Raw genomic sequence first — 23,535 nt, forward strand, 5'->3', positions numbered from 1 at the left:
ATGGGTAAACCTGTCGTAGCCATTGTCGGAAGACCGAATGTGGGTAAGTCCACAATCTTTAACCGGATTGCGGGTGAAAGAATTTCAATAGTAGAAGATACCCCCGGAGTGACGAGGGACCGGATATACAGCTCGGCGGAATGGCTGAATTATGATTTTAACCTGATTGACACAGGCGGAATCGATATCGGAGACGAACCGTTTCTGACACAAATCCGCCAGCAGGCTGAAATCGCCATGGACGAGGCTGATGTGATTATATTTATGGTGAACGGCCGTGAAGGTGTGACGGCTGCGGATGAAGAAGTGGCGAAAATACTTTACCGGACGAAAAAGCCGGTCGTATTAGCCGTTAATAAATTAGACAATACCGAAATGAGATCGAACATTTATGATTTTTACGCGCTCGGCTTTGGCGAGCCTTATCCGATTTCCGGTACACACGGCTTGGGTTTAGGCGATTTGCTTGACGCGGCTGCCGAGCATTTTAAAAACATTCCGGAAACGAAATACAGTGACGATGTCGTTCAATTCTGCCTGATCGGCCGTCCGAATGTCGGCAAATCTTCCCTTGTAAACGCGATGCTCGGCGAAGAGCGTGTCATCGTCAGCAACGTGGCGGGTACGACGAGAGACGCGGTGGATACGGCGTTCACATACAACCAGCAGGAATTTGTGATCGTCGATACAGCAGGAATGAGAAAAAAGGGTAAAGTATACGAAACGACTGAAAAATACAGCGTGCTCCGGGCGTTAAAAGCGATTGACCGCTCTGATGTCGTCGGTGTGGTGCTGAACGCTGAAGAAGGCATCCTCGAGCAGGACAAGCGGATCGCCGGCTATGCTCATGAAGCGGGAAAAGCCGTCGTCATCGTCGTAAACAAATGGGATGCCGTTGAGAAAGATGAACGCACGATGAAAGAATTCGAACAGAATATTCGGGAGCATTTTCAATTTCTCGATTACGCGCCGGTCTTATTTATGTCTGCATTGACGACAAAACGGATCCATACATTGATGCCTGCGATTATTAAAGCAAGTGAAAACCACTCGCTTCGCGTGCAGACAAACGTTTTAAACGACGTGATTATGGATGCGGTCGCGATGAACCCGACTCCGACGCATAACGGCTCGCGCCTGAAAATTTATTATGCGACTCAGGTCGCTATAAAGCCGCCGAGCTTCGTTGTTTTTGTCAATGATCCGGAACTGATGCATTTTTCATATGAACGCTTTTTAGAAAACCGAATCAGAGATGCGTTCGGTTTTGAAGGGACGCCAATCAAAATATTTGCAAGAGCGAGAAAATAAAAAGGTGTGATACAGAGATGAAAAAAGTGGCAATGCTTGGAGCGGGAAGCTGGGGCACTGCACTTTCTTTAGTGCTGGCTGATAACGGACATCAAGTCATGGTGTGGGGACACCGTGACGAACTAATCAATCAAATCAATGAACTGCATGAAAATAAAGATTATCTGCCTGGTGTGGAGCTTTCAAGTTCCGTGATCGGCACCACTGATTTAAGCGAAGCTTTAACAGGGGCTGAGTTCATTATTGTCGCAGTGCCGACAAAAGCCATTCGTGAAGTGCTCAAGCAGGCTCTGCCTTACCTTTCTAAAAACTCGATTTTTGTTCATGTCAGTAAGGGAATCGAGCCGGACACGCTTCTCCGCATTTCAGAATTAATGGAAGAGGAACTGCCTGAGGAATACAGAAAAGATATCGTCGTGCTTTCCGGGCCGAGCCATGCTGAAGAAGTCGGATTAAGACACCCGACGACCGTAACGTCATCCTCTAAAAATATTGAGGCCGCAGAAGCGGTTCAGGATTTGTTTATGAACCAGCATTTCCGCGTTTATACGAATCCCGATATGCTCGGTGTTGAAATAGGGGGAGCTTTAAAAAATATTATTGCTCTGGCCGCCGGGATTACAGACGGATTGGGCTACGGAGATAATGCGAAAGCGGCGTTAATCACCCGCGGGCTTGCTGAAATCGCAAGACTTGGGACAAAAATGGGGGGCAATCCTCTTACTTTTTCCGGCCTGACCGGCGTAGGCGATTTAATTGTGACGTGTACAAGCGTTCATTCACGGAACTGGCGCGCCGGCAACCTGCTTGGAAAAGGGTATAAGCTTGAAGAAGTCCTTGACCAGATGGGAATGGTTGTTGAAGGAGTGCGGACAACCAAAGCGGCATATCAGCTTTCTCAAAAATACCAAGTGAAAATGCCGATCACAGAAGCGCTTCACCAAGTGTTATTTAATGGGCAAAAGGTAGAAACGGCTGTTGAATCCTTGATGGCCAGAGTAAAAACCCATGAGATGGAGGACTTGGTCAACACATTTGAAAACCAAGCAAAGTGACAATAAAACGCTGTCTGCATATTCTGAAGAGATGAAAGTCCAAATCGCGGAACTCTCCGGCTGAAATCGCTTAAAACATTTGCTGATTTAGGCAGAAGAGGATGCATACGTACGCACACCCGCATACTATAGCATCGAAGTCCAAGAGAGTGAATCTTAGACGTGCAGGTAAATATAGTCAACTTGACTGAAGCAAAGTCCCCCTCTTTGCTTCAGTTTTTTTGTTTTCTTTCAATAGATGGAAAACCTGTTGATCTTTTCAACATTTGTATATTAAAATAAAATATAACGCTTACAAAAGAATGATCGGGGGGCACGAACGTGAGTGTGGCATTGATGAAAATGTGGTTTGCGCTTGGAGCTATGGGATTAATGTTTGTCGCGGTTGCGTCTATTTATGTAAGCCGGTATAAATGCAAAAACAAGTTTATAAAAGCCGCAGTTTCTTCGCTTGCTTATGCCTGTATGCTCATATCAGGCTTGATCGTGTTAATGGTTGTGTTCAGCGGGCCTGTTAATGAATAAGCAGGAAAGGAGGGCGCGGGATGAATAAATTGAAAATGGCCGTAATAACGGCCGCAGTGTTTCTGCTATCAGGCTGCTTATATCCGGAAGCGAAAAAAACTGAAAATCAAGTGTCTTATCAACATCAGCTTGAGCAGGTTCAAGCGGCCGTTGATGAATTTAAAAAGGCAAACGGCGGGCTTCTGCCCATTCAGACAAAAGATATGAAAACACCGATCTATCAAAAGTATCCGATAGATTTTAAGCGTCTGGCGCCGAGATACATGGAAGAACCGCCTGCTTCGGCCTATGAAAGCGGAGGAACGTACCAATACGTGCTCGTCGACGTGGAAAACAAGCCGACAGTTAAGCTCATCGACCTGCAAATGGCCGAAAAAATCCGTGATATGAAGCTTCGTGTCAAAATGTATCAGGAAAAACATACATACCCTCCCTATCAGGACGTCGTCTCTAAGGGACTGTTCACATTGGATAAAACAAAGCTCGGCATAAAAGAACCTCCTTCAGTCAGAAGCCCGGTATCCGGCGTTTCGCTGCCGCTTTTGATCGGCGCGGACGGAGATATCTATGCAGACTATCGCGTCGATCTCGCCCGCTGTCTGAAAGAAAACAAAAAAACAGTAAAACCAGGTACGGAAATTCAGGATATCTTATGGAAGGACACCCCATTTGTCCCGGTTTTTTCAGTCAAATACACCGTCAATGAAAAGCAGGAACCCGTTTTTTTAGAAAGTAAAACGAAACAGGAATGAACCTTTCTCCCTCGCATACAAATAGGGAGAAAGGTTTTTTTTTGATTGTAATAGAAAGACTGCCTGAAAATTTTCTAAAGATGTCATATTGAAATAGGACAACGTCATACACATATAGTGTCCTGTATTTGATTGAAGAATGGTGAAATAAAATTGATAAGGATAGGAAGTCCGGGAGGGGATCACTTGGAAAAGGTCGATATTTTCAAGGATATCGCTGAACGAACAGGAGGCGATATATACTTAGGAGTCGTTGGCGCTGTCCGTACAGGGAAATCTACATTCATTAAAAAATTTATGGAGCTTGTGGTGCTCCCGAATATCAGCAATGAAGCGGACCGCGCGCGGGCGCAGGATGAGCTTCCGCAAAGCGCCGCAGGAAAAACGATTATGACCACGGAACCTAAATTTGTACCGAATCAGGCAATGTCCGTTCATGTAGCGGAAGGGCTCGATGTCAACATCCGCCTGGTGGACTGTGTGGGATACACTGTTCCGGGGGCAAAGGGATATGAAGATGAAAACGGCCCGAGAATGATTAATACACCTTGGTACGAAGAGCCGATTCCATTTCACGAAGCAGCGGAAATCGGGACGAGAAAAGTCATTCAAGAGCACTCCACAATCGGGGTAGTCATTACGACAGACGGCTCGATCGGGGATATCGTACGGGGCGATTACGTAGAGGCGGAAGAAAGAGTCATTGAAGAGCTGAAGGAAGTCGGCAAACCGTTTATTATGGTAATCAACTCGGTGAAGCCGTACCATCCGGAAACCGAAGCGCTCAGGCAGGAATTAAGCGGAAAATATGATATACCAGTACTTGCTATGAGTGTTGAAAGCATGCGGGAAACAGATGTCTTAAGCGTCCTCAGAGAAGCGCTTTATGAGTTTCCTGTGCTTGAAGTGAACGTCAATCTGCCGAGCTGGGTCATGGTGCTCAAAGAAAACCATTGGCTCAGGGAAAGCTATCAGGAATCTGTAAAAGAAACCGTAAAGGATATCAAACGTCTGCGTGATGTAGACCGGGTTGTCGGACACTTCAGCGAATTTGAATTTATTGAAAGCGCCGGTTTAGCAGGGATTGAGCTGGGGCAGGGTGTCGCTGAAATCGATTTGTACGCGCCTGACCATTTATATGACCAGATTTTAAAAGAAGTAGTGGGCGTTGAAATTCGCGGAAAAGACCACTTGCTTGAATTGATGCAGGACTTTGCCCATGCGAAAACGGAATATGACCAAGTATCAGACGCTTTGAAAATGGTTAAACAGACCGGGTACGGAATTGCCGCTCCGGCTTTAGCGGATATGAGCCTTGATGAACCGGAAATCATCCGCCAAGGATCAAGATTCGGCGTAAGACTGAAAGCGGTAGCCCCGTCCATTCATATGATTAAGGTGGACGTGGAGAGTGAATTTGCGCCGATTATCGGCACGGAAAAGCAAAGTGAAGAGCTTGTCCGCTATTTAATGCAGGATTTTGAAGATGACCCGCTTTCCATCTGGAATTCCGATATTTTCGGAAGGTCATTAAGCTCTATAGTGAGAGAAGGCATTTCCGCAAAACTCTCGCTCATGCCTGAAAATGCCAGATATAAACTGAAAGAAACGCTGGAAAGAATTATTAACGAAGGATCAGGCGGCCTGATCGCCATCATTTTGTAATCAGAAGGACCTCTTCTTGAAACGGGAGGTCTTTTTTTATGTCCTTTTAGATACTGGAAATGAATCAAGGATTAGGAGGAAATAAGCAAAAAAAGGAATATTTGTTCGGTGAAACACGTGAAAACCTTGACGAGCAAGGGATTGGAGCTTTAAAATGCTTGATATGGCTTTTTATATGTGTTACTCTACATACAGAAAATCTTCACTTTGTTGGACAAACATTCCTCAAGGTGTCTATTTTCTTGTTTAAGCCGTTTACTTGTCTGTTCTTCCCTGCTTTGATTTTTTAATCAGACAGGTTTAGAATCAGGCTGAACTGTGAAGAAATGATAATAAACTGCTGAAATGATATTCTTTTGGGAGGAGGTGAAAGGCATGAACAAGACAGAACTAATCAATGCGGTTGCGGAAGCAAGCGAATTGTCTAAAAAAGACGCTACAAAAGCAGTTGATTCTGTTTTTGATACGATTTTAGATGCACTTAAAAACGGTGATAAAATTCAACTGATCGGTTTTGGTAACTTTGAGGTGCGCGAGCGTTCTGCACGTAAAGGACGTAACCCTCAAACAGGTGAAGAAATCGAAATTCCAGCAAGCAAGGTACCTGCTTTCAAACCAGGTAAGGCTCTTAAAGACGCTGTTTCCGGAAAATAATTGTGAATATAGATCGTGTATGCATCAGTCATACATACACTTTATTTCTTCACAGAAAAGCCCCTTTTTAAGGGGCTTTTCATATTTAAAAAGCCTCAGTCACCAGGCAGGGCTTTCGTTTTGCTTTTGGCGCGGCAAATGTGCTAGAATCGAAATTAAATGTATTCAATGGTGGAGGACACAGAAGATGAAAGAAGTTAATAAAGAACAGATTGAACAGGCGGTTCGCCAGATTTTAGAGGCGATTGGAGAAGACCCGAACCGAGAAGGGCTTTTAGATACGCCGAAACGGGTAGCAAAAATGTATGCCGAAGTATTCTCGGGATTGAATGAAGATCCGAAAGAACATTTTCAAACCGTTTTCGGGGAGGATCACGAGGAGCTTGTTCTTGTAAAAGATATCGCGTTTCATTCTATGTGTGAACATCATCTTGTTCCTTTTTACGGAAAAGCGCATATTGCCTACATTCCGCGCGGCGGCAAGGTGACAGGCCTCAGTAAATTGGCCCGCGCAGTGGAAGCCGTCTCAAAACGCCCTCAGCTTCAAGAGCGTATCACCTCAACAATTGCAGAAAGCATTGTAGACACCTTAGATCCGCACGGCGTCATGGTTGTCGTGGAAGCTGAGCATATGTGCATGACGATGAGAGGCGTAAGAAAGCCGGGTGCAAAAACAGTTACATCCGCTGTGAGAGGTATTTTTAAAGATGACGCAGCAGCACGTTCGGAAGTTTTAGAACATATTAAACGTGCGGATTAATAATGATAGAGGGTGCCGATATGAATTCAAAGCATTCAAATGATTTTGTCGTCATTAAAGCGGTCGAGGACGGCGTGAACGTCATCGGTTTAACGAGAGGAACAGATACGAAGTTTCACCATTCCGAAAAACTGGACAAAGGTGAAGTGATCATCGCTCAATTTACTGAGCATACGTCCGCCATTAAAGTGAGAGGCAACGCCCTCATCCAAACCGCTTACGGAGAAATGAAAAGCGAAAAAAAATAAGCTGGCTGTTTCCCGCTGCTGCACAATGCTCGCAAACAGCGGGAGAATACAGCCAATTTCTTTTTTTTGTGCTATAATGGTACGTGCGTATAATAACGAGTAAATCTCATACATATTAGAATAAATGTGAATTTGGGGACAAGGGTGATATTTTTGCAAGACATCTACGGAACTTTAGCAAATTTGAATACGAAATTGAAACAAAAGCTGTCTCATCCTTATTTAGCGAAACATATTTCTGCGCCTAAAATCGATGAAGATAAACTTCTTCTTTTTCACGCTTTGTTTGAAGAAGCGGACATTAAGAATAACGACAGAGAAAATTATATAGTAACTGCGATGCTTGTCCAAAGCGCCCTTGATACCCACGATGAAGTGACAACAGCCAGAGCGTTAAAGCGAGATGAAAATAAAAATCGGCAGCTGACCGTGCTTGCCGGAGACTATTTCAGCGGACTGTACTATTCGCTTTTATCTGAAATGAAGGATATCTACATGATTCGGACGCTCGCAACGGCAATTAAAGAGATCAATGAGCATAAAATCCGTCTGTACGATCGGTCTGTCAATGACATGAACCAATTGATCGAAAGCATGGCGATTGTGGAAGCGGCGCTGTTTCACAGAGTGTCAGACCACTTCAATCTTCCGCGCTGGAAAAGGCTGGCGAGTGATTTTTTTGTATATAAGCGGCTGATGAACGGCAATGCTATATTTCTCGATGTAATCGGCAATATTGTAAAGTCAGGAAAAACAAAGGCTGAAATACTGGAAGAAAGCTTTACAAAAGCAAAGCAGAGCATTGAAACGCTGCTGCCGCTCAATTCACCTATTCAAAATCTATTGCTGAACCGGCTTAAAACAATCAGCCAAGACAAAACTTATCATCAGAAAGTGGAAGAAGGGTAACCATCATGCAGGAGTCAAAAGAACAGCGGGTACACGGCGTATTTGAAAAAATTTATAAAAACTATGACCAAATGAACTCTGTCATCAGTTTTCAGCAGCACAAAAAATGGCGCGATAAAACGATGCAGATCATGAATGTGAAAGAAGGCGCCAAAGCGCTCGATGTCTGCTGCGGAACGGCTGACTGGACGATTGCCCTTGCGAAAGCGGCCGGGAAAAGCGGCGAAGTAAAGGGACTGGATTTCAGTAAAAATATGCTGAGCATCGGTGAAAAAAAAGTAAAAGAGGGCGGTTTCAGCCAAATTGAGCTGCTGCACGGAAACGCGATGGAGCTTCCTTTCGAAGATGATTCATTTGATTTTGTCACCATCGGTTTCGGCTTGCGGAACGTCCCTGATTATCTGACAGTGCTGAAGGAAATGCGGCGCGTGGTCAAACCGGGCGGCCAAGTGGTGTGCCTGGAAACATCCCAGCCGGAAATGTTCGGCTTCAGACAGGCTTACTTTATGTACTTTAAGTATATTATGCCTTTTTTCGGAAAGATGTTTGCGAAAAGCTACAAAGAATATTCTTGGCTTCAAGAATCGGCAAGAGAATTTCCCGGTATGAAAGAGCTTGCGCGCCTGTTTGAAGAAGCGGGCCTGACGAATGTCAAATACCATCCGTTTACCGGCGGCGTGGCTGCTACACATATCGGATGGAAATGATGAATAACAGATGTTTGGGTGAATGATATGAAATTTAAAATGGCCTATTCTTTTTTAAATGACGATATTGATGTGATTGAAAGGGAGCTTGAGCAAACGGTACGGTCTGATTATCCCCTGTTAAGCGAAGCGGGGCTTCATTTGCTGCAGGCAGGGGGCAAGCGGATCCGCCCTGTTTTCGTATTGCTTTCCGGCATGTTTGGCGACTATGACATTAATAAAATCAAATATGTCGCAGTGACGCTGGAAATGATTCATATGGCATCGCTTGTTCACGACGACGTCATTGATGACGCCGAACTGCGGAGGGGAAAACCGACTATTAAAGCCAAATGGGACAATCGCATTGCCATGTACACCGGTGATTACATGCTTGCCGGTTCGCTTGAAATGATGACGAGATTAGATGAGCCGAAAGCCCATCGGATCCTGTCCAAAACCATCGTAGAAGTATGCCTCGGAGAAATTGAGCAAATCAAAGACAAATACAATATGGAACAAAACCTCAGAACCTATTTGCGCCGCATCAAACGAAAAACGGCTCTTCTCATCGCCGTCAGCTGCCAGCTTGGCGCAATTGCCTCGGGTGCCGATGAAAAGATTCATAAAGCATTATATTGGTTCGGCTATTATGTGGGAATGTCCTATCAAATCATTGATGATATTCTTGATTTCACATCAACTGAAGAAGAGCTGGGAAAACCCGTCGGAGGAGATCTGCTGCAAGGAAATGTCACCTTGCCTGTTCTGTACGCGCTGCATCAGCCTGAATTGAAAAATCAGCTGAAGTTAATTAACAGCGAGACAACGCAGGAGCAGCTCGCGCCGATCATTGAAAATATTAAACGGACGGACGCAATTGAAAAATCAATGGCTGTCAGTGAAAGATATTTAAAAAAAGCGTTCGAGCAGCTGAATACATTGCCGAGAGGCCGGGCCCGTTCTTCATTGGCCGCGATCGCAAAATATATCGGCAAACGGAAATTTTAAGTCCTTTACGAACAAGATGTGAACTTTCTCCGCCCTGGATTGATTAATTGTCAGAAAGATGTTACGATTTCGGTGTGCAACTTGAAAGCCTATACATAATGATGGGGTGGAGAATCTTATGGAAAAAACTTTTATCATGGTAAAACCGGACGGCGTACAGCGCCAGCTGATCGGAGAAATTTTATCCAGATTTGAACGTAAGGGCTTACAATTGGCAGGAGCCAAGCTGATGTCGGTTTCTGAACAAATGGCTGAAAATCATTATGCTGAACATAAAGGGAAACCGTTTTTCGGTGAGCTTGTGGAGTTCATTACGTCAGGTCCTGTATTTGCGATGGTATGGGAAGGCGAAAATGTCATTGACATCACAAGACAGCTGATCGGAAAAACAAACCCGAAAGAAGCGCTGCCGGGCACAATCCGTGGAGACTTCGGGATGTTTGTCGGCAAAAATATTATTCACGGCTCTGATTCTTTAGAAAGCGCTGAGCGTGAAATTCAAATTTTCTTTAAGCAAGAAGAGCTTGTGCCATATCAAAAATTACTGGCCGACTGGGTGTACTAAGCCATAACGGCTTTTCTTTTTATGTTTTATGTAAAGGTTTACAATTTTCGTGAAGGACAGAGTCAGTGATACTCTGTCTTTTTTGTTTTTCATAAATCAGCCAGCCGGCTGATTTTTTTATTGAAATCGTACAATTTAGAAAGAAAACAGGCTATACTAGGACAAAAGACAGCGAGATTGGGAGAGAAGCAATGGAGGCATATGAGGTTTTTATTACCAAGTGGAAAAAAATGACTGGCGTTGATCTATCTTTATACAAAGAAGCGCAAATGAAAAGAAGGCTGACTTCACTTTATGAAAAAAAGGGGTTCAAAGATTTTCAGGAATTTGCCGAAGCTCTTGAAAAAGACAAGCTCTTATTGAATGAAACATTAGACAGAATGACGATTAATGTTTCTGAATTTTACCGTAATTATAAGAGGTGGGAAGTTCTTGAAACATCAATTCTTCCGTTATTAAAACAAAATAAGCCGTTAAAAATATGGAGTGCGGCCTGCTCAACGGGGGAAGAGCCCTATACTTTGGCTATGATTCTCGATCAGCAGAAGGAGCTTCCCGGCTTTCAAATATTGGCGACTGATATAGATGAAAAAGCGCTCAGTAAAGCAAAGCAAGGAATCTATCAGGAACGTTCGCTTCAAGAGGTGCCGACTTCCGTAAAAAACCGGTATTTCATGAAACAGGCCGATAACAGCTATCAAGTAAAACAGGAGATCCAAAAAAACATTCGCTTTAAGCGGCACAATTTGCTTGCAGACACCTATGAGCAGGATTTTGACCTGATTGTCTGCCGCAACGTCTTTATTTATTTCACTGAAAAAGCGAAAGAAGAGCTGTATGTGAAAATGGCGGACAGCTTGAAGAAGAACGGCATTTTATTTGTCGGCAGCACAGAACAGATTTTTAATCCGGAGAAATTCGGGCTTGAGAGCACGGATACGTTTTTTTATCAAAAAAGATAGAAGACTTTTTATGAAAACTTGTGGTATAGTTCTACTTAAAAGCGTTAATGCGATGAAGGGAGAAGAAGGAATGAGATATTTAACAGCCGGTGAATCACACGGCCCTCAACTGACGACAATTATTGAAGGTGTGCCTGCAGGGCTTTATATAACTGAGGAAGATATTAATTTTGAGCTTGCCAGACGCCAAAAAGGCCACGGCCGCGGCCGCCGCATGCAGATCGAGACGGATCAGGCTAAAATCATGAGCGGGGTGCGTCATGCCCGGACTCTGGGTTCACCGATTGCGCTTGTCGTGGAAAATAAGGACTGGACCCATTGGACAAAAATCATGGGCGCCGCTCCGATTACAAAAGAAGAAGAAAGTGAAATGAAGCGGCAAATTTCAAGACCGAGACCGGGGCACGCAGATTTGAACGGCGCTATTAAGTATAATCACCGTGATATGAGAAATGTGTTAGAACGATCTTCCGCGCGTGAAACAACGGTTCGAGTGGCTGCCGGCGCTGTCGCAAAAAAAATTCTGTCGGAGCTTGGCATTACAGTGGCCGGACACGTTTTGGAAATAGGCGGGGTGAAAGCTGAAAAAACCGATTACACGTCAATCGAAGACTTGCAGCGGGTAACCGAGGAATCACCGGTCAGATGCTACGATGAAGAAGCGGGCCGTAAAATGATGGCGGCTATAGATGAAGCGAAAGCAAACGGTGACTCAATCGGCGGAATCGTAGAGGTAATTGTCGAAGGCATGCCTGTCGGCGTCGGCAGCTACGTTCACTACGACCGCAAGCTTGACAGTAAGCTTGCCGCGGCCGTCTTGTCCATTAATGCATTTAAGGGCGTTGAATTTGGCATCGGCTTTGAAGCGGCCGGCAAAAACGGCAGTGACGTTCATGATGAAATCATTTGGGACGAGGAAAAAGGCTATACGCGTGCGACAAACCGTCTTGGCGGGTTGGAAGGCGGTATGACGACAGGAATGCCGATTGTCGTCCGCGGTGTCATGAAGCCGATCCCGACCTTGTACAAACCGCTGAAAAGCGTTGATATTGAAACGAAAGAGCCGTTTTCTGCAAGCATTGAGCGTTCAGACAGCTGCGCAGTTCCCGCAGCAAGCGTAGTGGCAGAAGCAGCAGTGGCCTGGGAAATAGCCAATGCCGTCGTGGAACAATTTGGCCTGGACCAAATCGACCGCATTAAAGAAAATGTAGAAAACATGAGAAAACTGTCGAGGGAATTCTGATGAAAGAGCTTGAGGTACGGACTGCTTCCTCATCGTATCCCGTTTATATCGGTGAAGGCATAAGAAAACAGGCCGCTGCATTTTTGACTTCACTGAACAGGCCGATGACGAAAATTTTACTTGTGACAGATGCTGAAGTCGACCGCCTGTACGGCGATGATATGTATCAGCTCTTAAGCGAAAAATGGCCCGTAAAAAAAGTCATCGTGCCGAGCGGTGAAGAAGCGAAGTCCATGGAAATGTATGAACGGATTCAAACGGAAGCCATTTCTTTTCATATGGACCGCTCCTCGTGTATGATCGCATTCGGAGGCGGTGTCACGGGTGATTTAGCAGGTTTTTGCGCAGCGACTTTTATGCGCGGAATTGATTTTATTCAAATGCCGACGACGCTGCTTGCCCATGATAGTGCGGTTGGGGGCAAGGTGGCTGTAAATCATAAGCTCGGAAAGAATTTAATCGGCGCGTTTTATCAGCCGAAAGCGGTGATTTATGATACAGAGCTTTTACAAACATTGCCGGAACAAGAACTGAGATCAGGTATGGCCGAAGTGATTAAACATGCGCTTATTGCCGATCACGTTTTTTTAGAGCAGCTTCTTGGGCTTCAAACATTAAACGGACTGACAAGCGATGATTTAAATGAGATGATTTATAAAGGCATTTCTATTAAATCTGCCGTTGTGCATGAGGACGAAAAGGAAGAGGGAATCAGAGCTTTCTTGAATTTCGGGCATACACTCGGCCACGCCATTGAAGCCGAATACGGGTACGGTCAAATCACACATGGAGATGCCGTAGCCCTAGGCATGCAGTTTGCTCTTTTTGTAAGTGAACAGGCTGTTGGATGCCGAATGGACAGAAAAAGGCTCACAGAGTGGCTGAGAGGGCTCGGCTATCCCGGCACCATCAGAAAAGATATCGAAACGTCTGTTCTTTCCGGCCGGATGATGAATGATAAAAAAACGCGCGGAGGCATGATCCAGTTCATTGTCTTAAAGGAATTAGGCAAAGCAGGAGACCTTATGCTTTCAAGAGATGAGCTGGAAAATTGGCTGAACAAGTGGCGAATGGAGGAGACAGCATGATGATACGCGGCATTCGCGGAGCAACGACGGTTGAACATGACACCGAACAGGAAATTTTAGAAAAAACGCAGCAGCTGCTTGAAAAAATCATTGAGGAAAATCAAACAAAGGCAGAAGACGTTGTGCAAATACTGCTATCTGCCACTCCCGATCTTCATTCTGTTTTTCCGGCTAAAGCGGTTCGGCGCCTTTCCGGCTGGCAGTATGTGCCGGTGACGTGCATGCAGGAAATGGACGTGAACGGCGGCCTGAAAAAATGTATTCGGGTCATGATGACCGTTCAGACGGATACGCCTCAAGATGAGATCAGGCATGTATATTTAGAAAAAGCCGTTGTGTTAAGGCCAGATTTATCATTGACAAAAAATGCTGAATTGTAATACGATAAACAAAGCTTTAGAAATACACAGGAGTGTGTATAAAAGCAAAAGCAAGACCATGAAACAGCTGAGTTTAGAATAGGGTAGCAGAGAATGAGTTTAGCCTGAGCTGAGATAAACTAGTCTTTATTCTGCCCAAAAGAAGCCTTTCTTTTGGGTTTATTTTTTATACGTACGATCCCTCTCACTCTTCATCTCATTCTCCTTCCCGTAAGGAGGAGAAGCATGAACATACAATCGGATGTTTCCTTATTTTTAAAGGACAGTCTGACACACCGCACCATTCCGATCGTAGAGACATTTACGGTTGACACGATCACACCCATCCAAATGGTAGAAAAACTGGACAGGAACATTACGTATCTGCTGGAAAGTAAGGATGATACGTCAAGCTGGTCAAGATATTCCTTTATCGGCCTTGATCCGTTTATCACAATTAAAGAGAGTGATAACGAGTTCACCGCTGCCGATTCAAAAGGCCATACGCTTTTTACGGCCGGCGAATTAAAAGAGGTACTTGACTGGATGAATGAAAGCTTTCTCATTAAAATTCCCGATATCGACATCCCATTTTCAGGCGGAGCCGTCGGTTACTTGAGTTATGACATGATACCGCTTATAGAGCCTTCAGTGCCAAGCCACGCAAAAGAAACGGATTTGGAAAAATGTATGCTGTTTGTCTGCCGGAAAATCATTGCGTACGATCACGAAACGAAACAAGTGCATTTTATTCAATATGCATCGCTTAACGGACAAGAGACAGACGAAAAAAAACGGGCTGTTTTTAAAGAGAATTGCACAGAACTTCAGCAGCTGTTTGACACATTAACAGAACCGAAAAGCGTGAAAGAGCTGTTTTTTTCAAAAGAAGCCTATGACACCCCAAGCTTTGCAAACGTCTCTTCCAATTATCAGAAAGAAGAGTTTATGGCAGATGTCCGCAAACTAAAAGAATATATAAAAGCGGGAGACATTTTTCAAGGCGTTCTTTCACAGAAGTTCGAGATACCGGTATCGCGAAATTCGTTTGAGCTGTACAGGGTGCTGCGAATCGTCAATCCGTCGCCTTATATGTATTATATAAAACTGCCGGACAGGGACATCGTGGGCAGTTCGCCCGAGCGTTTAATCCGCGTGCATGACAGGCACTTGGAAATCCATCCGATCGCCGGAACGAGGAAAAGAGGAGCCGGAAAAAAAGAGGATGAGCGCCTGAAAAGAGAGCTGATGAATGACGAAAAGGAAAAGGCCGAACATTATATGCTCGTAGATCTTGCGCGCAATGATATCGGCAGAGTGGCAGAGTACGGTTCAGTATCCGTGCCTGAATTCACGAAAATCGTGTCCTTCTCCCATGTAATGCACATCATTTCGATTGTGACCGGCCGCTTAAAACAAGGCATCCATCCTGTTGACGCGCTGATGTCTGCATTTCCGGCAGGCACGCTCACGGGCGCTCCGAAAATACGTGCGATGCAGCTTTTACATGAACTGGAGCCGACACCCCGGGAAACATATGGCGGATGTATCGCTTATATCGGGTTTGACGGTTCGATTGATTCATGTATCACGATACGCACAATGAGTGTCAAAAACGGTACAGCGTCCATTCAAGCGGGTGCAGGGATCGTAGCTGATTCTGTCCCAGAAGCCGAATATGAAGAGAGCTGCAATAAAGCGGGTGCGCTCTTAAAAACGATTCAAATCGCCGAAGACATCTTTTCAGGCAGGGAGGAGAAGCCGGATGAACAAATTTCTGCAGCGATGCGTTAACGGAAGCACACTTGCCGCTGATGAGGCGGAGCAGCTGATGGAGATGATGATGAACGGAGAAATGAGTCAGCCGGAGATAGGCGGGATATTATCCGTTTTAGCCCACCGCGGCGAAACCGCAGATGAGCTTGCGGGGTTTGTAAAAGTCATGCACGCCCAGGCCCGGACGGCGGAAGGCTTGCCGGACGTCGTTGATACGTGCGGGACCGGGGGAGACGGACTTTCTACGTTTAACATATCAACCGCAGCCGCCATCACGGCCTCGGCAGCCGGAGCCAAAATTGCCAAGCATGGAAACCGCTCAGTCTCGTCTAAGAGCGGAAGTGCGGATGTTCTGGAAAAACTAGGGGTATCGTTTCAAGCCACTCCTGACAGCGTCAAACGGAGCATTCAGACGAAACAGATGGGATTTCTATTTGCTCCGCTGTTCCATTCGTCTATGAAACACGTAGCCGCTGCGAGAAAAGAGCTTGGCTTCAGAACCGTTTTTAATCTGCTCGGCCCGCTCAGCAATCCGTTGCAGGCAAAGCGGCAGGTGATCGGAGTCTACTCGGCCGAAAAGGCGCGGCTGATGGCGAGCGCTCTGGAACGATTTGATGTAAGGCACGTGCTTCTCGTTTCCGGCCATGACGGGTTAGATGAGCTGTCAATCACATCACCGACCGATGTCATTGAGCTGAAAGACGGAGAACGGCGCGAATATACCGTATCACCGGAAGAATTCGGTTTAAAAAAAGGCTCCCTGAAGGATATTCAGGTGCAGTCACCGGAAGAGAGCGCCAGCCTCATTCAGAATATTTTTGCAAATCGATGCTCCCCGTCCGCTCTGCATATTACAGCTTTAAATGCAGGCGCGGCGATCTACACCGCAGGCATTGCAAACAGCCTGAAAGAAGGAACAGAGGCTGCGCTGGAAACGATTAAAAACGGAAATGCCAAAAGGCAGCTTGAACGTCTGAAACAGAAAGAGGAAGAAATCTATGCTTGATCAAATCATCAAACAGAAAAAAGAAGAAATGAAATCAATTATCTTACCTGAAACCCGTCATGTCGAACGGCGCTCCTTTAAAGAAGCGCTCGCCCATCCGAACCGTTTTATCGGGTTAATCGCCGAGGTGAAAAAAGCTTCGCCATCGAAAGGGCTGATCAAAGAGCATTTCTTCCCGGAAACAATTGCGGCAGATTACGAAGCGGCAAGGGCTGATGCGCTTTCTGTCCTGACGGAAACCCGTTTTTTTCAAGGGAACAATCAATATTTGACAGACGTCAAACAGACCGTTTCTCTTCCTGTGCTGAGAAAAGATTTTATTATCGATTCCGTTCAGGTGGAAGAATCATATCGGATCGGGGCCGACGCTATATTGCTGATAGGAGAAGTGCTGGAGCCCATACAGCTTCACGAGCTTTACACGGAGGCCCGGGAGAAGGGCATGGATGTTCTCGTTGAAGTCCATGACGAAGCAGCTCTTGAACGGATTTTAAATGTGTTTCAGCCGGAGATACTCGGCATTAACAACCGAGACTTGAAAACGTTTCGAACATCTGTGGCTCAAACGGAAAAAATAGCGGCGCTTGTGCCGGACGGCTGTCTGTTAATAAGCGAAAGCGGCATCGGCTCTTTAGACGATCTGCAATTCGTCAAGGAACACGGGGCGCAGGCTGTTCTGATCGGAGAATCATTGATGAGACAGGATTCGCAGCAGCAGGCGATCCGCCGCTTATTTGGAGAGTGAGGACGTGGAAAAACCTGAATTAAAATATTGCGGCATCCGCTCAGAGCGTGATTATGAGCTTGCTGCGCTGTCACAAGCGGATTATCTCGGATTTATTTTTGCCGAAAGCAAACGGAAAGTCACACCAGGCGACGTACAGGAATGGTTCGGACGGTTTCAGACAGATCAAAAACGCGTCGGTGTTTTTGTCAATGAGACGGCGGAAAACATCGCGCGCATCGCAGCAGATCTCTCACTCGATGTCATTCAGCTGCATGGAGATGAATCACCCGAAGATGCCCGCCGCCTTCGCCCGCTTGTGTGCTGTGAGATATGGAAGGCGCTCCATCATCGTGGAGGAACGCTTCAGCAGATGACACAATTTGAAAGCGCAGTTGACGGCTATGTCATTGATTCCTCCGTAAAAGGAATGAGAGGCGGAACCGGCATCACCTTTTCATGGGATTGTGTCCCCTTATACAGAAATCAGGCCCGGCATGCAAAAAAACGCTGTTTTATCGCAGGCGGCGTCAATCCGGAAACAATAACCGATTTACTCAAATGGCGACCCGGCGGCATAGACCTTGCAAGCGGAATTGAAAAAAAAGGACAAAAGGATAAAACACTTATCCGGCTTTTAGAAGAAAGGATGAACCATTATGTATCCATACCCAAATGAAATCGGAAGATACGGCGAATTCGGAGGCAAATTTGTCCCTGAAACATTAATGCAGCCGCTGGAAGAAATCGAAAAAGCCTTCAAAGAATTAAAAAATGATCCGGCTTTTCACGCCGAATATAAAAAATTGCTGTTTGATTATTCCGGCAGGCCGACGGCATTAACCTTCGCCGACCGGGTGTCGGAGTATTTGGGAGGGGCTAAAATTTATCTGAAAAGAGAAGATTTAAATCACACGGGTTCCCACAAAATCAATAACGCATTAGGTCAGATTCTGCTAGCTGAAAAAATGGGCAAAACAAAAATCATCGCTGAAACAGGTGCAGGCCAGCACGGCGTGGCTGCCGCAACGGTTGCTGCGAAATTCGGTTTTGACTGCACGGTTTTCATGGGGGAAGAGGACGTCGCGCGCCAGTCGCTGAACGTCTTCCGGATGAAATTGCTCGGCGCAAAGGTTGTGCCGGTTTCAAGCGGAAACGGAACGCTGAAGGATGCGACAAATGAGGCCATCAGGTATTGGGTGCAGCATTGTGAAGACCATTTCTACCTCATCGGTTCTGTAGTCGGCCCGCACCCGTATCCGTATATCGTCCGAGAATTTCAGAAAATGATCGGCGCGGAAGCAAAAGAGCAGCTCCGGCAGATGGAAGGATCGCTTCCGGATAAGGTGGTCGCGTGTGTCGGCGGAGGCAGCAATGCGATGGGTATCTTTCAGGCCTTTTTAGAAGAGGATACAGAACTGGTCGGTGCCGAAGCGGCCGGAAAAGGAATTGACACGCCGCTGCACGCGGCCACGATTGCAAAAGGAACGCTCGGTGTGATTCACGGTTCGATGACCTATTTGATACAGGACGAATACGGACAAATCATAGAACCGTATTCCATTTCAGCGGGGCTTGATTATCCCGGCATCGGGCCGGAGCACGCCTTTTTGCATAAGAGCGGGCGTGTGAAGTATGAAGGCGTGACAGATGATGAAGCAATTGCTGCATTACGCCTGCTTTCTGAAAAAGAAGGCATTCTGCCGGCGATTGAATCCGCACATGCGCTGGCAAAAGCGTTTGAAATGGCAAAAGAGATGGATAAGGACCAAATCATTCTCGTCAGTTTATCGGGAAGAGGGGACAAGGACGTTCATACGCTGATGCAAGTATTAAAAAACGAGGTGGGTACACATGTTTAATCTGAAAGCGTCGGAGAAGTTATTTATTCCTTTCATAACAGCAGGCGATCCGCATCCTGAGATTTCGGTTGAACTGGCAAAATCACTGCAAAAAGCCGGCGCCTCGGCCCTTGAAATCGGCGTGGCATATACAGATCCGCTCGCGGACGGCCCCGTCATTCAGCGGGCTTCCAAACGGGCTCTGGGTAACGGAATGAATATCGTGAAAGCAATTGAACTTGGCGGCCAAATAAAAAAAAACGGCGTTCATATACCAATTATCCTCTTTACGTATTATAATCCTGTGTTACAATTAGATAAAGAATACTTTTTCGCTTTACTGCGGGAAAACGACATAGACGGTCTGCTTGTACCGGATCTTCCATTAGAGGAAAGCGCCCTTTTGCAGGAGAAATGCAGGCAGGAGAACATCGCTTATATCTCGCTTGTTGCTCCGACGAGTGAAAACCGTTTGAAAATAATTACTGAACAGGCCGGCGGCTTTGTGTATTGTGTATCTTCTTTAGGCGTGACCGGCGTCCGCAGCGAATTCGAGCCGTCTGTTTACTCCTTCATCCGCAAGGTAAAGGAATTAAGCTCCGTCCCGGTGGCGGTCGGTTTTGGCATTTCAAGCCGCAAACAGGTTGCCGAGATGAATGAAATATGCGACGGGGTTGTTGTCGGCAGCGCGCTTGTCAGAAAGATTGAAGAGCTTGAAAGCAGGCTTATGAATCCGGAAACGAGAGAGGGTGCGCTTCTTGAATTTGAAGAATATGCGAAGACGTTCGGCGGTCTGTACAGTTTAAAATGAGGTGACTGGATTTGCAGATCAAAGAACAGATACGGCAGCTGAAACCTTATCAGCCGGGAAAACCAATAGAAGAAGTTAAAAGTGAATACGGGCTCGAAAAAATAGTGAAACTAGCCTCTAATGAAAATCCGTTCGGCTGTTCTCAAGCCGCTAAAGATGCGCTTCATCAGGAAATAGAGCAGCTGGCACTGTACCCTGACGGATACAGTGCCGCTCTGAGAACACGGCTGAGCGAGCATCTTCAGGTCAGTGAATCATCGATCATCTTCGGCAACGGTTCAGATGAGCTTGTGCAAATTATCTGCCGCTCTTTCCTGCACGGGCAAACAAACACGATCACTGCCGCTCCGACGTTCCCGCAGTACAGACATAATGCGGTCATAGAAGGCGCAGAGGTGCGTGAAATACCGCTCCGTTCTGACGGCGCTCATGATTTGGATCAGATGCTTGAAGCGATTGACGGACAGACAAAGGTTGTGTGGGTGTGCAATCCGAATAATCCGACGGGGACGTATACGTCTGAGGGAGAGTTAATTTCCTTTTTAGACCGGGTGCCCGAGCATATTCTCGTTGTGCTCGATGAAGCGTATTACGAATATGTCACCGCGGAAGATTACCCGGAGAGCATTCCGCTTTTAAAACAATATCCGAATGTGATGATTTTACGCACATTCTCTAAGGCATACGGGCTTGCAGCGCTCCGCGTCGGATACGGAATCGCGAGTGAGGCTTTGATCCGCCAGATCGAACCTGCGAGAGAGCCGTTTAATACGAGCCGCATCGGTCAGGCTTCAGCACTTGCAGCGCTTGACGACCAGGCATTTATTGAAGCTTGTGTCGAAAAGAATAAAGCCGGTTTGAAGCAGTATTATGATTTTGCCGAAACACATGGTCTAACATGCTATCCTTCGCAAACAAACTTTGTGCTCATTGATTTTAACCGTCCGGCGGATGAACTGTTTCAAGCCTTGCTTCAAAAGGGGTATATCGTTCGATCAGGACAGGCGCTCGGATTTCCTACTGCACTCCGGATTACGGTCGGAACGAAGGAGCAGAATGAGGAAATACTGACAATTTTAGCTGAGTTATTATAAGAGGTGATCTAGCGTCACCTCTTTAGTCTATTAAATTAGGTGATAAGGAAATGAATGAAATGAAGGATACAATATTGCTTGCCGGGATAGGGCTGATCGGCGGGTCTATCGCATTGGCCATAAAAAAGCAGCACCCTCATAAACGCATCATCGGCGTAGATATATCAGAAGAACAGCTTACCGCCGCGCTGAAACTGCGCATTATCGATGAACGGGCGGATTCGTTTACAGAAGGTGCGCAAAAAGCGTCAGCCGTCATTATTGCCACGCCTGTCACCCAAACGCTGCACATGCTGGATAAGCTGGCGGCATCAGGCATCAGCCACGACCTGCTGATTACAGATGTGGGCAGCACAAAACAGAAAGTCGTCAGCTATGCCGATCAAGTGCTGCCGCCTCATTATCAATTTGTCGGCGGCCATCCGATGGCGGGGTCCCATAAATCCGGCGCCGCTGCTGCGAAAGAGTTTTTATTTGAAAATGCGTTTTATATTTTAACACCCGGACAATCAACATCAAAAGAATCAGTAGGGCAGCTGAAGGATCTGCTGAAAGCGACAAATGCGCATTTTGTTGAGATGACGCCCGAGGAGCATGACGGCGTAACAAGCGTGATCAGCCATTTTCCTCACATTGTCGCTGCAAGCCTCGTCCATCAGGCTCATCATTGTGAAGAAGATTACCCGCTTGTGAAGCGGTTCGCAGCCGGCGGATTCCGGGATATTACGAGAATTGCCTCAAGCAGTCCGGCCATGTGGAGAGACATTCTTTTGCACAACAAGGAAAAATTGCTTGAACGCTTCAAAGAGTGGAAACGTGAGATTGACACGATAGAATCATACGTAGAAAATGAAGATGCGGACAAACTGTTCGGCTACTTTAAAAAGGCGAAGGATTATCGTGACGGCCTGCCGCTGCGCCAAAAAGGCGCTATTCCGTCGTTTTATGATCTTTACGTTGATGTACCGGATCACCCGGGAGTGATCTCGGAAATTACGGCGATATTGGCAGATGAACATATCAGCATTACCAATATCCGCATTATTGAAACGAGAGAAGATATAAACGGGATATTAAGAATCAGCTTCCAAACTGACGATGACCGCAAGCGGGCCGAAAACTGCATACAAAACCGCGCCAATTACGAAACATTTTACGCTGACTGAGGTGGAAAACAATGAAAAGAGAAAAAGTGCTGTCTTTAAACGGTGAAATTCATATTCCGGGTGATAAATCCATTTCTCACCGCTCTGTTATGTTCGGAGCGCTTGCAAAAGGAAAGACAACGGTAAAAAACTTTTTGCCTGGAGCTGATTGCCTCAGCACCATCGCTTGCTTCAGAAAAATGGGTGTATCCATCGAGCAAAACGGAAGTGATGTAACGATACACGGGAAAGGCATAAACGCTCTTTGTGAGCCTGACAGCCTTCTTGATGTCGGAAACTCAGGTACGACGATCCGCCTGATGCTCGGCATTTTAGCCGGACGCCCTTTTCACAGTGCGGTGGCAGGCGACGAAAGCATTGCAAAACGTCCGATGAAACGGGTTACGGAGCCTTTAAAGCAGATGGGAGCCGTAATTGACGGAAGAGCGGGCGGTGAATTTACGCCTTTATCTGTACGGGGCGGAAATTTGAACGGCATCGAATACGTATCGCCTGTCGCCAGCGCACAGATTAAATCGGCTGTGCTCCTTGCCGGATTGCAGGCTGAGGGAACGACGACCGTTACCGAGCCGCATAAATCAAGAGACCATACGGAACGGATGCTGAACGCTTTTGGCGTTGAACTGTCTGAAACAAAGACGAGCGCTTCCGTAACAGGCGGACAAGAACTTCGGGCCGCTGACATTTTCGTGCCGGGCGATATTTCTTCGGCAGCCTTTTTCCTTACAGCGGGGGCTATTGTTCCCGAAAGCAGAATTGTATTGAAAAATGTCGGTTTAAACCCGACCCGCACGGGAATTATTGACGTTTTACAGCAGATGGGAGCGGCGCTTGAAGTCATTCCGTCTGAAACAGGAAGCGCGGAGCCTTACGGAGATCTGATCATTGAATCCTCAGCTCTGAAAGCAGCGGAAATCGGCGGAGAGATTATTCCCCGCTTAATTGACGAAATTCCGATTATTGCCCTTTTAGCAACGCAGGCGGAAGGCACGACGATCATTAAAGATGCGGCAGAGCTGAAGGTAAAAGAAACGAACCGGATTGACACAGTCGTATCAGAGCTTCGTAAAATCGGTGCGGACATCGAGCCGACCGAGGACGGAATGAAAATACACGGCAAAAAAACGCTCGCTGGCGGTGCGGCCGTATCAAGCCACGGTGATCACCGGATCGGCATGATGCTCGGCATTGCTTCGTGCCTGACACAGGAACCGATTGAGATTTTACAGACAGAAGCGATTGATGTCTCCTACCCGACATTTTTTGAGCATTTAAATCAATTAGCAAAAAAAGCCTGAAGATGATGGGACTGACCCCATAGAGT

25 protein-coding genes are annotated in these 23,535 nt (G+C 46.3%); all 25 read left to right on the forward strand.

The features are described 5' to 3' along the window. Entirely contained in the window at positions 1–1,311 is a 1,311-nt protein-coding gene (gene der / locus AXI59_RS06525; protein WP_061527699.1) for a ribosome biogenesis GTPase Der, read from the forward strand. 17 nt (positions 1,312–1,328) lie between these two features. After that, complete coding sequence (locus AXI59_RS06530; RefSeq protein WP_061527700.1) at positions 1,329–2,366, forward strand: NAD(P)H-dependent glycerol-3-phosphate dehydrogenase; 1,038 nt, start codon at positions 1,329–1,331, stop codon at positions 2,364–2,366. Positions 2,367–2,687: 321 nt separating this feature from the next. Next, the gene (locus AXI59_RS06535; RefSeq protein ID WP_061520940.1) at positions 2,688–2,891 is read left to right on the forward strand and encodes a DUF2768 domain-containing protein; all 204 of its coding nucleotides are present in this window, start codon (positions 2,688–2,690) and stop codon (positions 2,889–2,891) included. A 20-nt stretch (positions 2,892–2,911) separates the two neighbouring features. Then, positions 2,912–3,643, forward strand: coding sequence for a hypothetical protein (locus AXI59_RS06540; protein ID WP_061520941.1), 732 nt, complete (start codon positions 2,912–2,914; stop codon positions 3,641–3,643). A 186-nt stretch (positions 3,644–3,829) separates the two neighbouring features. Then, on the forward strand, positions 3,830–5,308 hold the full coding sequence (gene spoIVA, locus AXI59_RS06545; protein WP_061527701.1) for a stage IV sporulation protein A: 1,479 nt from the start codon (positions 3,830–3,832) through the stop codon (positions 5,306–5,308). Between the two features lie 375 nt (positions 5,309–5,683). Then, the gene (gene hbs / locus AXI59_RS06555) at positions 5,684–5,962 is read left to right on the forward strand and encodes a non-specific DNA-binding protein Hbs (RefSeq protein WP_061527703.1); all 279 of its coding nucleotides are present in this window, start codon (positions 5,684–5,686) and stop codon (positions 5,960–5,962) included. A gap of 187 nt (positions 5,963–6,149) precedes the next feature. Further along, complete coding sequence (gene folE / locus AXI59_RS06560; protein WP_061520944.1) at positions 6,150–6,722, forward strand: GTP cyclohydrolase I FolE; 573 nt, start codon at positions 6,150–6,152, stop codon at positions 6,720–6,722. A 20-nt stretch (positions 6,723–6,742) separates the two neighbouring features. After that, positions 6,743–6,970 (forward strand): trp RNA-binding attenuation protein MtrB, encoded by a 228-nt coding sequence (mtrB, locus tag AXI59_RS06565; protein ID WP_061520945.1) that lies wholly within the window; start codon positions 6,743–6,745, stop codon positions 6,968–6,970. Positions 6,971–7,123: 153 nt separating this feature from the next. Beyond that, a complete protein-coding gene (hepS, locus tag AXI59_RS06570; protein ID WP_061527704.1) occupies positions 7,124–7,879 on the forward strand; it encodes a heptaprenyl diphosphate synthase component 1 in 756 nt (251 codons plus the stop codon). A gap of 5 nt (positions 7,880–7,884) precedes the next feature. Continuing rightward, positions 7,885–8,586, forward strand: coding sequence for a demethylmenaquinone methyltransferase (menG, locus tag AXI59_RS06575; protein WP_061527705.1), 702 nt, complete (start codon positions 7,885–7,887; stop codon positions 8,584–8,586). 27 nt (positions 8,587–8,613) lie between these two features. Beyond that, positions 8,614–9,576 (forward strand): heptaprenyl diphosphate synthase component II, encoded by a 963-nt coding sequence (hepT, locus tag AXI59_RS06580; protein WP_061520948.1) that lies wholly within the window; start codon positions 8,614–8,616, stop codon positions 9,574–9,576. 118 nt (positions 9,577–9,694) lie between these two features. Next, positions 9,695–10,141, forward strand: a complete 447-nt coding sequence (gene ndk, locus AXI59_RS06585; protein ID WP_061520949.1) for a nucleoside-diphosphate kinase — start codon at positions 9,695–9,697, stop codon at positions 10,139–10,141. Positions 10,142–10,332: 191 nt separating this feature from the next. Continuing rightward, complete coding sequence (locus tag AXI59_RS06590) at positions 10,333–11,103, forward strand: protein-glutamate O-methyltransferase (protein ID WP_061527706.1); 771 nt, start codon at positions 10,333–10,335, stop codon at positions 11,101–11,103. 70 nt (positions 11,104–11,173) lie between these two features. Further along, positions 11,174–12,346, forward strand: a complete 1,173-nt coding sequence (aroC, locus tag AXI59_RS06595) for a chorismate synthase (protein ID WP_061527707.1) — start codon at positions 11,174–11,176, stop codon at positions 12,344–12,346. After that, complete coding sequence (gene aroB, locus AXI59_RS06600; protein ID WP_061527708.1) at positions 12,346–13,434, forward strand: 3-dehydroquinate synthase; 1,089 nt, start codon at positions 12,346–12,348, stop codon at positions 13,432–13,434. Before aroC ends, aroB begins: the two co-directional genes overlap by 1 nt. Continuing rightward, positions 13,431–13,814 (forward strand): chorismate mutase, encoded by a 384-nt coding sequence (gene aroH / locus AXI59_RS06605; protein WP_061520953.1) that lies wholly within the window; start codon positions 13,431–13,433, stop codon positions 13,812–13,814. The genes aroB and aroH overlap by 4 nt, the downstream gene beginning before the upstream one ends. A gap of 225 nt (positions 13,815–14,039) precedes the next feature. Next, positions 14,040–15,587, forward strand: coding sequence for an anthranilate synthase component I (gene trpE / locus AXI59_RS06610; protein ID WP_061527709.1), 1,548 nt, complete (start codon positions 14,040–14,042; stop codon positions 15,585–15,587). Continuing rightward, complete coding sequence (trpD, locus tag AXI59_RS06615; RefSeq protein WP_061520955.1) at positions 15,559–16,575, forward strand: anthranilate phosphoribosyltransferase; 1,017 nt, start codon at positions 15,559–15,561, stop codon at positions 16,573–16,575. The genes trpE and trpD overlap by 29 nt, the downstream gene beginning before the upstream one ends. Beyond that, positions 16,568–17,320: an indole-3-glycerol phosphate synthase TrpC gene (gene trpC, locus AXI59_RS06620; RefSeq protein WP_061527710.1), complete on the forward strand. Its 753-nt coding sequence runs from the start codon at positions 16,568–16,570 to the stop codon at positions 17,318–17,320. The genes trpD and trpC overlap by 8 nt, the downstream gene beginning before the upstream one ends. 4 nt (positions 17,321–17,324) lie before the next feature. Continuing rightward, complete coding sequence (locus tag AXI59_RS06625; RefSeq protein WP_061527711.1) at positions 17,325–17,978, forward strand: phosphoribosylanthranilate isomerase; 654 nt, start codon at positions 17,325–17,327, stop codon at positions 17,976–17,978. After that, positions 17,959–19,161 (forward strand): tryptophan synthase subunit beta, encoded by a 1,203-nt coding sequence (trpB, locus tag AXI59_RS06630; protein ID WP_061527712.1) that lies wholly within the window; start codon positions 17,959–17,961, stop codon positions 19,159–19,161. The genes AXI59_RS06625 and trpB overlap by 20 nt, the downstream gene beginning before the upstream one ends. Further along, positions 19,154–19,951 (forward strand): tryptophan synthase subunit alpha, encoded by a 798-nt coding sequence (gene trpA, locus AXI59_RS06635; RefSeq protein WP_061527713.1) that lies wholly within the window; start codon positions 19,154–19,156, stop codon positions 19,949–19,951. The genes trpB and trpA overlap by 8 nt, the downstream gene beginning before the upstream one ends. Before the next feature lie 11 nt (positions 19,952–19,962). Next, positions 19,963–21,045 (forward strand): histidinol-phosphate transaminase, encoded by a 1,083-nt coding sequence (gene hisC / locus AXI59_RS06640; protein ID WP_061520960.1) that lies wholly within the window; start codon positions 19,963–19,965, stop codon positions 21,043–21,045. A 50-nt stretch (positions 21,046–21,095) separates the two neighbouring features. Continuing rightward, on the forward strand, positions 21,096–22,211 hold the full coding sequence (locus tag AXI59_RS06645; RefSeq protein ID WP_061520961.1) for a prephenate dehydrogenase: 1,116 nt from the start codon (positions 21,096–21,098) through the stop codon (positions 22,209–22,211). Between the two features lie 11 nt (positions 22,212–22,222). After that, positions 22,223–23,509 carry a 3-phosphoshikimate 1-carboxyvinyltransferase gene (gene aroA / locus AXI59_RS06650; RefSeq protein WP_061527714.1) on the forward strand — a complete coding sequence of 429 codons (1,287 nt, stop codon included), beginning with the start codon at positions 22,223–22,225 and terminating at the stop codon, positions 23,507–23,509. Positions 23,510–23,535 lie beyond the last annotated feature (26 nt).

This window comes from Bacillus nakamurai, from assembly GCF_001584325.1.
GTDB lineage: Bacteria > Bacillota > Bacilli > Bacillales > Bacillaceae > Bacillus > Bacillus nakamurai.

What these genes read in the sequence shown, in the direction of transcription:
- folE (WP_061520944.1), top strand. Translation starts at nt 6,150, where the DNA reads ATGAAAGAAGTTAATAAAGAACAGATTGAACAGGCGGTTCGCCAGATT.
- hbs (WP_061527703.1), top strand. Translation starts at nt 5,684, where the DNA reads ATGAACAAGACAGAACTAATCAATGCGGTTGCGGAAGCAAGCGAATTG.
- mtrB (WP_061520945.1), top strand. Translation starts at nt 6,743, where the DNA reads ATGAATTCAAAGCATTCAAATGATTTTGTCGTCATTAAAGCGGTCGAG.
- trpE (WP_061527709.1), top strand. Translation starts at nt 14,040, where the DNA reads ATGAACATACAATCGGATGTTTCCTTATTTTTAAAGGACAGTCTGACA.
- trpC (WP_061527710.1), top strand. Translation starts at nt 16,568, where the DNA reads ATGCTTGATCAAATCATCAAACAGAAAAAAGAAGAAATGAAATCAATT.
- aroH (WP_061520953.1), top strand. Translation starts at nt 13,431, where the DNA reads ATGATGATACGCGGCATTCGCGGAGCAACGACGGTTGAACATGACACC.
- aroC (WP_061527707.1), top strand. Translation starts at nt 11,174, where the DNA reads ATGAGATATTTAACAGCCGGTGAATCACACGGCCCTCAACTGACGACA.
- AXI59_RS06530 (WP_061527700.1), top strand. Translation starts at nt 1,329, where the DNA reads ATGAAAAAAGTGGCAATGCTTGGAGCGGGAAGCTGGGGCACTGCACTT.
- menG (WP_061527705.1), top strand. Translation starts at nt 7,885, where the DNA reads ATGCAGGAGTCAAAAGAACAGCGGGTACACGGCGTATTTGAAAAAATT.
- trpD (WP_061520955.1), top strand. Translation starts at nt 15,559, where the DNA reads ATGAACAAATTTCTGCAGCGATGCGTTAACGGAAGCACACTTGCCGCT.
- AXI59_RS06590 (WP_061527706.1), top strand. Translation starts at nt 10,333, where the DNA reads ATGGAGGCATATGAGGTTTTTATTACCAAGTGGAAAAAAATGACTGGC.
- AXI59_RS06645 (WP_061520961.1), top strand. Translation starts at nt 21,096, where the DNA reads ATGAATGAAATGAAGGATACAATATTGCTTGCCGGGATAGGGCTGATC.
- aroA (WP_061527714.1), top strand. Translation starts at nt 22,223, where the DNA reads ATGAAAAGAGAAAAAGTGCTGTCTTTAAACGGTGAAATTCATATTCCG.
- trpB (WP_061527712.1), top strand. Translation starts at nt 17,959, where the DNA reads ATGTATCCATACCCAAATGAAATCGGAAGATACGGCGAATTCGGAGGC.
- ndk (WP_061520949.1), top strand. Translation starts at nt 9,695, where the DNA reads ATGGAAAAAACTTTTATCATGGTAAAACCGGACGGCGTACAGCGCCAG.
- hepT (WP_061520948.1), top strand. Translation starts at nt 8,614, where the DNA reads ATGAAATTTAAAATGGCCTATTCTTTTTTAAATGACGATATTGATGTG.
- AXI59_RS06540 (WP_061520941.1), top strand. Translation starts at nt 2,912, where the DNA reads ATGAATAAATTGAAAATGGCCGTAATAACGGCCGCAGTGTTTCTGCTA.
- trpA (WP_061527713.1), top strand. Translation starts at nt 19,154, where the DNA reads ATGTTTAATCTGAAAGCGTCGGAGAAGTTATTTATTCCTTTCATAACA.
- aroB (WP_061527708.1), top strand. Translation starts at nt 12,346, where the DNA reads ATGAAAGAGCTTGAGGTACGGACTGCTTCCTCATCGTATCCCGTTTAT.
- der (WP_061527699.1), top strand. Translation starts at nt 1, where the DNA reads ATGGGTAAACCTGTCGTAGCCATTGTCGGAAGACCGAATGTGGGTAAG.